Consider the following 7919-nt stretch of genomic DNA (forward strand, 5'->3'; position numbering starts at 1 on the left):
CATCGGCGAAAACGCGAAAGCTATCGGTGAAAACACGAAAGCTATCGGTGAAAACGCGAAAGATATCGGTGAAAATGCGAAAGCCATCGGCGAAAACACGAAAGCTATCGGTGAAAACACGAAAACTATCGGAAAGAACACCGAAAAAATCGAGCAGAACGCGAAAGATATTGCCGCTAAGATGACCTCGTGGACCGTAAAAGCGGGAGAAGAGGTAGCCGGACAAAAGATTGACAATACCAATAATGCAGTTACCTTTGATGTAGCAGCAAAAGATCAGGGGCTTACCGTAACAAGAGACGGTTCGACTATCAAATACGGTATTGAAGGAAGCAAGATTGATATTTCCGAAAATAAAACCGTTAATGAACTGAAAGATGAGATTGCAAAGAAAAAGACCGTGGTTAAAGCAGGAGATGAAAATATTTCCGTTACAAAAGCTGATGATAAAGAAGAATATACTGTTACTCTTGCTAAAAACCTCAAGGATTTGAACTCGGTTTCCGCTACGACAGTTAATGCCGGAACGGTTAAGGCTGATACGGTTGATACAAAGACGGTCAAGGCAAGTGACAAAATCACTGTGGGAGAAGGAGATACCGTCACCATTAACAACGAAGGTCTTACCATCAAAGACGGCCCGTCCGTCAAAAAAGACGGCATTAACGCCGGTGGCAAGACAATCGCCAATGTGGCAGACGGCAAAGAGGATAGTGATGCGGTGAACGTGAAACAGCTCAAAGCGATCGAGAACCAGAGCAATCAGAATATTTCCATTCTCGGAGGTAGAGTGAGCGAACTGAATACCCGTGTGAACAGAGTCGGCGCAGGCGCTGCCGCACTTGCCGCACTCCACCCGCTCGATTTCGACCCTGATGACAAATGGGACTTTTCCGCAGGCTACGGCAATTACAGCGGCGCGAATGCTGTCGCTATCGGCGCGTACTACCGTCCGAATGAAGACACCATGTTCAGTGTCGGCGGATCCTTCGGCGGCGGAGAAAACATGGTGAACGCAGGCGTTTCTGTAAAACTTGGACAAGGCAACCATGTAACGACCTCCAGAGTCGCTATGGCGAAAGAAATCAAAGATCTCCGTGCAGAAGTGGAAGTCCTGAGACAAGCCGTCACAGGTATCGGACAGGGACAGACTCCCGATCCGGTCAAGATGAAACTTTTCCCGGATATCGCAAAGAACCACTGGGCCTACGAAGCAGTAGAAGAACTCACGAAACAGGGACTGCTCGAAGGTTACCCGGACGGAACTTTCGGCGGAGACCGTATGATGACACGCTATGAATTCGCAGAAATCGTTTACAGAGCCATGCAAAAAGGCCTCAATGTGAACGAAAAGCTGATTCAGGAATTCGAACCGGAATTGGAACGTTTCCGTATCGATGTCATTTCCAAAGACAAAAACGGAAACCCGGTCATCGAAAGAGTCCGTGTCAACGAGAAGAGAAAAGCAAAATAAAACTTCATAAAAACGGCACAACCGAAGTAAAAAAGAAAACCCCGAGGGAAATTGATGTGACCCCAAAAAGTTAGACTTTTATTTCCGAGCAACCCGAAATAGTTGCTCGGAATTTTTTTGGCTCTTTGTCAAATGTTGGGGTGCCAACTAAATCATCCACCGCGAATGGACGTGAGTGAGTTTTTCTCGCTCTCGTCCATTTCTTTTTTTATTCTTTTAAAGATGCCCAGAGGATTCTGGCGCGAAATCTTTCGAAATTCCGGAATCCAAAAGCGACTCGTTTCAATACTTTTATCTTGTTGTTCATCCCTTCCGTAAAGCCATTCGAATACACTTGCGTCAGTCCATTTAAGATCGCTTGTCTCCAATCTTTAAAGGTTTTCAACACACTTCTAAATTCGTCTACCCCACTTTCTTCAACTAAGGTCAGCCATTGCGCTAAAAAATGTGTCACAGCGGCTCGTTCTTTCATAGAAAATACATTGAAAAAACCTTCTTTTAGAGCATAGGCACGTTGTAGTTCCGGGAATTGTTTCAGAATCTCACGAAGTCTGTCATATTCTTCCAACGTCAGTTTTTTCCCTTTTTTATTCAGGATATGCTTGTTTCGTTTGAAGTAAATTCGCTTCTCACGAAAATGGTTCTGAACCTTTTTCCGAACTCGTTCCAAGGCCCAGATGACCAGTCTTTGGATATGGAATCGGTATCCAATGATGGTTGCACAAGGAAACATGGTTTGAACTACACGACGGAAAAGAGAAGACAGGTCCATCACGACGAATTTCACCTTCATGCGTTCTTTACGTGGAAAACGGCTAAAATAATGAATCATTTCCATGCCATTCCGATTAGGCAGGATATCCAATATTTCGTGAGTCTGAGGGTTATTGACTGCTACCTGATACCGCTGTCCACGGGCATTTCCTCGAAACTCATCGAGGGATAGGATTTCCGGAAGATATTTTGGGGACTGGAATGTGAGCTTGTCAAAATACCGAATGACCGTGGATATCGAAATACCCTGCATCCTGGAAATGGCCTTAAAGCTTATCAATTCAGTACAGGCTTGCTGGATTTCCCGTATGACTTCGTGAGAGCGACGTTGGTAACCTCCGAGTCCGGGAATCGGCTCGTAAAAAGTCTTATGGCAGCTGCTGCAGAGATATCTTCGTTTATGAATGAGGCCAAAAATTGGCAGGGAATTCCAATGCCCTAAGAGTACTTTCTGATCCCGATAATCCTTAATATAGAGTTTGTTATGATGACAATGAACACAACACGGTGTGAATGGCTTAAAATCGATGAAGAGGACCCATTTCCCATCCTGATTTACGAATTCTTTGACAGAACCCGCTTCCCAATTGAAATGTTTTTCGATAAAATAAGTGAGAGACATATCTATATACTCCTTTCAGTTCTTCGTGGTGGTTGAGCTAACTGGCAGTGTTGGATATGTCTTATTTTATATAAACAAGGGGTCTTGTGAACAAGAGTGTCCACAAGACCCCAACATTTATTATAGAACCATTTTTTTTATGCAGTTTGATTGGCTAGCCGATAGGCAATCGGGCTCTGCCATCCAAGCTTTTCCTTAATCCGATTTACGTTGTAATACTCAATAAATTGAATAATCGCATCGGCTAACTCCTGATAACTATGATACGTTTTCCCGTAGTAAATTTCCTGTTTTAAAATTCCAAAGAAGGTTTCCATCGGTGCATTGTCGTAGCAATTTCCCTTCCGTGACATGCTTTGGAAGATATTGTTGGCTTTTAGCGCATGCTGGTAAGCTCTCATTTGATAGCCCCATCCGCGATCGGAGTGGAATGTTCTTCTAAATGGAGCATCTGCCGTTACTTCAATGGCTTTCTTTTGCGCTGCCAGTATCGATTCAGCTGAAGGAGTCGGGCTGATCGAATAGCTTATAATTTCACAATTATACAAGTCTAAAAAAGGATTTAAATACAATTTTCTGATTCTAATTACTCCGCCTTCATCTAATTCGTAGTACTTGAATTCTGTCGTATCAGTTGTGATTTTTTGATGAGGCTTGGTGCTGCCAAAACGCCTACGAATACGATTTTTCTCGATGTGTCCTTTTACTCCTCGGTACGAACTATATTTTCGACTTTTCCGGGTATACGACCTGACTTGGAGTTTGAATTTCTGGATAATACGTTGTAATTTCTTCTTATTTACTACGATGCCACGATTCCTTAACACAGCTAATATCCGGCGATATCCATAATTCGGATGGACGTTTCGAATTTCATCGATGACAGCTTTGAGGGCCAGATCCGGGTCTTCCTGTTGAAACTGTTTTTGCCAATACATATATGAGTAAAAACAAAAGAATAGAAATAAGTGTGAGCAAAAACAAAAAATACTGAAATGACTCACACAAAAAAGCTGTCTCCGCGTGACGGGAAGCAAGCAAAAGCGGAAACATAAACGAGTTTTTTATCAAGCGGATGTGATCCGTATTATTTACTTCCTTATTTGCAATCAAAACCACCCGTATAACGGGGGGTTTGCACAAGGGCTATAAGCCCATATGAACAACCAGCGTCTAAAGGCGCTGGTTTTCGCTTTTCTCAAACCCTAGTGTTTTTGCCTCTTTGGCTTAGCCCTTAAAGGGCTTTTTATTTCCTTTTAAATGGATCTTCATATTCCTTTACACTTAACTTGTCTTTTACTATATCTTGTTTTTCTTGTTCTCTTATATATTTGGCTATTGTTGCCTCATTTAATCCTACTGTGCTCACATAATATCCTTCTGCCCAAAAATGTCTGTTGCCAAATTTATATTTCAAATTCGCATGCTTTTCAAACATCATCAATGCACTCTTTCCTTTTAAGTACCCCATAAAACTTGATATTGATAATTTCGGTGGTATACTTACTAGCATATGTACGTGATCAGGCATCAAATGTCCTTCGATAATTTCTACACCTTTGTATTTACATAATAGCTTTATTATTTCTCCTAAGCTTTTTCTATATTGATTATATATTATTTTTCGTCTATACTTTGGTGTAAAGACTATGTGATATTTACATAGCCATTTGGTATGTGATAATGAATTTGTCTTTTGTACCATAAATCACCTCTTTTGTTATTTTGGATTTGAGCACCTTTATTATATAAAGATGTGATTTTTGGTATAACCTTTTGTTTTCTACCCGCATAGCGGGTAGTTTTTTGTTTCGACAGTTTCACTGTCGAAACAGGCTAAAACCATAATAAAAAAGCGTACCTTTCGGGTACGCCTTTTCTTTTTATCTTTTAGAGGAACAGGGCAAAGAGGCTGGCGCCTATGACGGTCATGATACCGGATATGCAGATGGAAAGGGAGCTCATCGCGCCTTCTACGGGTCCTATTTTCATGGCTCTTGCCGTGCCCATGCCGTGGGCAGCCGTGCCGAGGGCAATCCCTTTGGCTACCGGGTGGGTGATATGTAAGTATTTCAGTATGTAGATACCGAAGATATTTCCCATAATCCCCGTGAAAATAATGGAGGCGACGGTGATGGAGGGGTATCCGCCCAGTTCTTGCGAGACGCCCATACCAATCGGTGTAGTAATGGCTTTGGGGAGCAGGGTGACATACGAGGCATGGTCAAACCCGAAAAGAAGGCAGAAAATGAATATGGAAATCAGACTGGAGAGTACGCCGGCAAGAATTCCGAAAAATATGGCTGCCATATTGTCTTTTAAGGTTTTCATCTGTTCGTAGAGGGGAACGGCAAGGCAGATGGTGGCAGGGGTGAGGAGATAATTGATGTAGTCCAGACTGTCTGTCATTTTTTCATAGTTATAGCCTGTAAGCTGTATGAATCCGATGATGATAATACCTGAGACGAGCAAGGGATTAAAGAGGGGGCTTTTGAATTTTTTTTGGAGGAACATACCGAGCCAGTAGGAGGCAATTCCGAGGAATACACCGAAATAGACGGATCCTTCGAGCAAATCAATCATGACGGGCCTCCTTTTTGCGGGTGAGAATATTAACCATATTCTTACTCATGATGTTTCTGCTTTATTTTTGGAGATGGGCTTAGATTGAGGAAAGACCGTCATAACGTTATCGGCAATATCTGAACCTCTTTATAACCGATTTGAAGTAGGGAAGGTTCTAGTCATTTCACCACTTCGAGTAACAAGTGATACATGGCCTGATGAAATAGAAAAATGGGAGCGCTTAAAGGGACTAACATATTCTGTGGTTATCGGTATAGAGTCAGAGAGAAAAGAGGCGTTAAGAAAAGCGCTGGTATCTATCTGATTAACAGAGAAAATGTCGATTGGTTTAGTGGGAAGAGTGGATTTCCATTCGACTTTGATACGGCGGTCATTGATGAATTATCGTCTTTCAAGTCCTATTCAACAAAACGATCTAAGAGTCTTCTGAAAATAAGACCGAAGATAAAACGAATCGCAGGTCTTACAGGAACGCCAAGCAGTAATGCCTTATGGATTTGTAGGCAGCGTTTAGGATCCTTGATATGGGACAGGGGCTTGGTCAGTACATCACAAACTGTCGAAGATAGCGAGGAGAATTATTTTTTAGGATAACAACAGCTCCTTTTTCATCAACTATACGGGCCATGAGAAAAGTTTTGATTTGCTTCCGTGATGGACACGAAAATTTCAGAGTTTATATTCATAGATGAGACTTCCTTAGTATTGATGATTCTATTATTATAATAAATAGGTTAAATTCAAACCTGTTTTAATAGGAGGAGGTGTTGAAATCTCTGAAAGTCCATACAGACAAAAACGGCGTGGGGTCTTACGCAGAAAAAGGAAATAAAGTGGCGATATAAAGATGCCTACAAAATCAAAGTAGAAAGGCGAGGTCGTTGAAACAAAAATCACTCATAAAGAATGGTTATTTTCTGTGAAGAGAACCGATTGAATCAGCCAGACACTGGCGAAGCACCGTGGCTGAAAGATATTGAACATTGATGTTGGAAATTGTAGTAATCATTGATTTTTCCTCCTACAATTTTCTTCGGATTGTGGCAAGAAAAGCTCTGCTTTATTTGTCAAAAGGAAACTTTACTTTTTCACAGAATAAGCACAAAACAGGTAATCCCGACTGGTTGATTGCTTTCTATAAAGAAACGGTAAAGCATATCTGTTTTGTAGTCGAGACAAAAGGCTCCATGAATTCGATGCAGCTTCGCCTGAGTGAGGAGTCAAAGATCCACCGTCGAAGGGACATTTATTTCAAAGCGATCTCCAGCGGGAATATCATCTACGATGTGGTAGACAGCTGCAAATCTCTGCTGGAGAAGGTGATGAAGTGATTTCGGCACGGTATGGAATGGTGGTAATGTATATGGGCATTTTCTTGGTGATAATGAGGTCGGAAAAAGCAGCGTTCTGGTGAAAATGTAGACGGTATCTTTATTGAAGAACCAGAAAATCATTTAAGTCCTGTAAATTTTCGGAGACTTGTTCAGCAGGTAGCGTTTGCAAAGAATTTCCAGCTTTTTGTCACAACACATAGCAGCGTGATAAGCACCCGGCTTAAGAGTAACAATCTGCTTATTATGTATCAGGAATCTGATAATTTAACGATATCGCGTTGTAGGAACAGCTTCTAAGCTAGGTAAGGGTTATCCCGTAAGAGCTTGGAAAACTGGACCTAGATGGGAAATAAATGACTTAGAGTCATATTATCCTGAAGGTGATGATCGTTTTAATAAATTTAGATTTGATATAGGTAAATCCAATACTCCCTTAGATAAAGCTAAGGAGTTATGGCCAATTTGGTATGAAAATAGAATTGTAAAGAGGGCATCTCCTGGGCATTGGATTGTAAAAAGGGATTTATATGATTGGTGGTTACGTGAAATAAAAAATAAGTCACGGCAAGGGCATCGTTATTATGGTATTTTTACATTGGCGACTTATGCGATGAAATGTAACATACCCTTTGATGAATTAAAAGCTGATGCTGAAGCTCTCCTACCTTTATTTGATAAAAGAACTACTGACGAATCTAATCATTTTTCTATGGATGATATAGATGCTGGTTTAAAAGGCTATAGAACTAGAGCATTTACATGTACTATTGATTTTATAGAACGAGTAGCTGGAATTCAAATAAAACGTAATAAACGAAATTATAAGAAACAAAAGGATCATTTATTTATTGCCAGAGGGATTAGAGACCTAAAAATTCAGCTTTCTGGTAAATCTGATTGGCGTGAAGGTAACGGACGACCTATTGGTAGTGGAACTAAAGAAAAAATCGTTACTTGTTGGAAATTAAAAAATCCAGAGGGACGAAAAGCACAATGCATACGAGAGACGGGATTATCTAAAATGACAGTTTACAAATATTGGCATATAGATGATAAGTAATCGGTAGATTTCAGTTAAAAAAAATATAAATAGTCCTTATTGTTGTTTAAACATTGCTAATTAAACATA

General features: G+C 40.8%; 8 protein-coding genes. 4 read left to right on the top strand and 4 right to left on the bottom strand.

Annotated features, from left to right (window positions below):
• The coding region (locus TX77_RS05230) for a YadA-like family protein (protein WP_230198050.1) at window positions 1–1474 on the top strand (1474 nt) is incomplete at its 5' end.
• Window positions 1475–1682: 208 nt separating this feature from the next.
• On the opposite strand, the gene TX77_RS05235 is transcribed toward TX77_RS05230, so the two are convergent.
• From TX77_RS05235 to TX77_RS05250, 4 genes are all read right to left on the bottom strand, one after another.
• A complete protein-coding gene (locus TX77_RS05235; RefSeq protein ID WP_044503762.1) occupies window positions 1683–2870 on the bottom strand; it encodes an ISL3 family transposase in 1188 nt (395 codons plus the stop codon).
• Between the two features lie 137 nt (window positions 2871–3007).
• Window positions 3008–3808 carry an IS3 family transposase gene (locus TX77_RS05240; RefSeq protein WP_044504782.1) on the bottom strand — a complete coding sequence of 267 codons (801 nt, stop codon included), beginning with the start codon at window positions 3806–3808 and terminating at the stop codon, window positions 3008–3010.
• A gap of 308 nt (window positions 3809–4116) precedes the next feature.
• On the bottom strand, window positions 4117–4575 hold the full coding sequence (tnpA, locus tag TX77_RS05245; protein ID WP_023053558.1) for an IS200/IS605 family transposase: 459 nt from the start codon (window positions 4573–4575) through the stop codon (window positions 4117–4119).
• A 185-nt stretch (window positions 4576–4760) separates the two neighbouring features.
• Window positions 4761–5453 (bottom strand): LrgB family protein, encoded by a 693-nt coding sequence (locus TX77_RS05250; protein WP_044503763.1) that lies wholly within the window; start codon window positions 5451–5453, stop codon window positions 4761–4763.
• Window positions 5454–6442: 989 nt separating this feature from the next.
• Here TX77_RS05250 and TX77_RS14060 point away from each other — a divergent pair.
• The 3 genes from TX77_RS14060 to TX77_RS05265 all read left to right on the top strand — a co-directional run bounded on the left by TX77_RS14060 (window position 6443) and on the right by TX77_RS05265 (window position 7850).
• Window positions 6443–6787: a restriction endonuclease gene (locus TX77_RS14060; protein ID WP_071822320.1), complete on the top strand. Its 345-nt coding sequence runs from the start codon at window positions 6443–6445 to the stop codon at window positions 6785–6787.
• 102 nt (window positions 6788–6889) lie between these two features.
• Window positions 6890–7087, top strand: a complete 198-nt coding sequence (locus TX77_RS14315) for an AAA family ATPase (protein ID WP_225723648.1) — start codon at window positions 6890–6892, stop codon at window positions 7085–7087.
• A 313-nt stretch (window positions 7088–7400) separates the two neighbouring features.
• Entirely contained in the window at window positions 7401–7850 is a 450-nt protein-coding gene (locus TX77_RS05265) for a hypothetical protein (RefSeq protein ID WP_071822321.1), read from the top strand.
• Window positions 7851–7919 lie beyond the last annotated feature (69 nt).

The sequence above is a fragment of the Megasphaera massiliensis genome (assembly GCF_000455225.1).
Classification (GTDB): Bacteria; Bacillota; Negativicutes; order Veillonellales; family Megasphaeraceae; genus Megasphaera; species Megasphaera massiliensis.

Bases quoted from the DNA above. Each gene is read 5' to 3' on its own strand.
- TX77_RS05235 (WP_044503762.1), bottom strand. From the start codon at position 2,870: ATGTCTCTCACTTATTTTATCGAAAAACATTTCAATTGGGAAGCGGGT.
- TX77_RS05240 (WP_044504782.1), bottom strand. From the start codon at position 3,808: ATGTATTGGCAAAAACAGTTTCAACAGGAAGACCCGGATCTGGCCCTC.
- tnpA (WP_023053558.1), bottom strand. From the start codon at position 4,575: ATGGTACAAAAGACAAATTCATTATCACATACCAAATGGCTATGTAAA.
- TX77_RS05250 (WP_044503763.1), bottom strand. From the start codon at position 5,453: ATGATTGATTTGCTCGAAGGATCCGTCTATTTCGGTGTATTCCTCGGA.
- TX77_RS14060 (WP_071822320.1), top strand. From the start codon at position 6,443: ATGTTGGAAATTGTAGTAATCATTGATTTTTCCTCCTACAATTTTCTT.
- TX77_RS05265 (WP_071822321.1), top strand. From the start codon at position 7,401: ATGAAATGTAACATACCCTTTGATGAATTAAAAGCTGATGCTGAAGCT.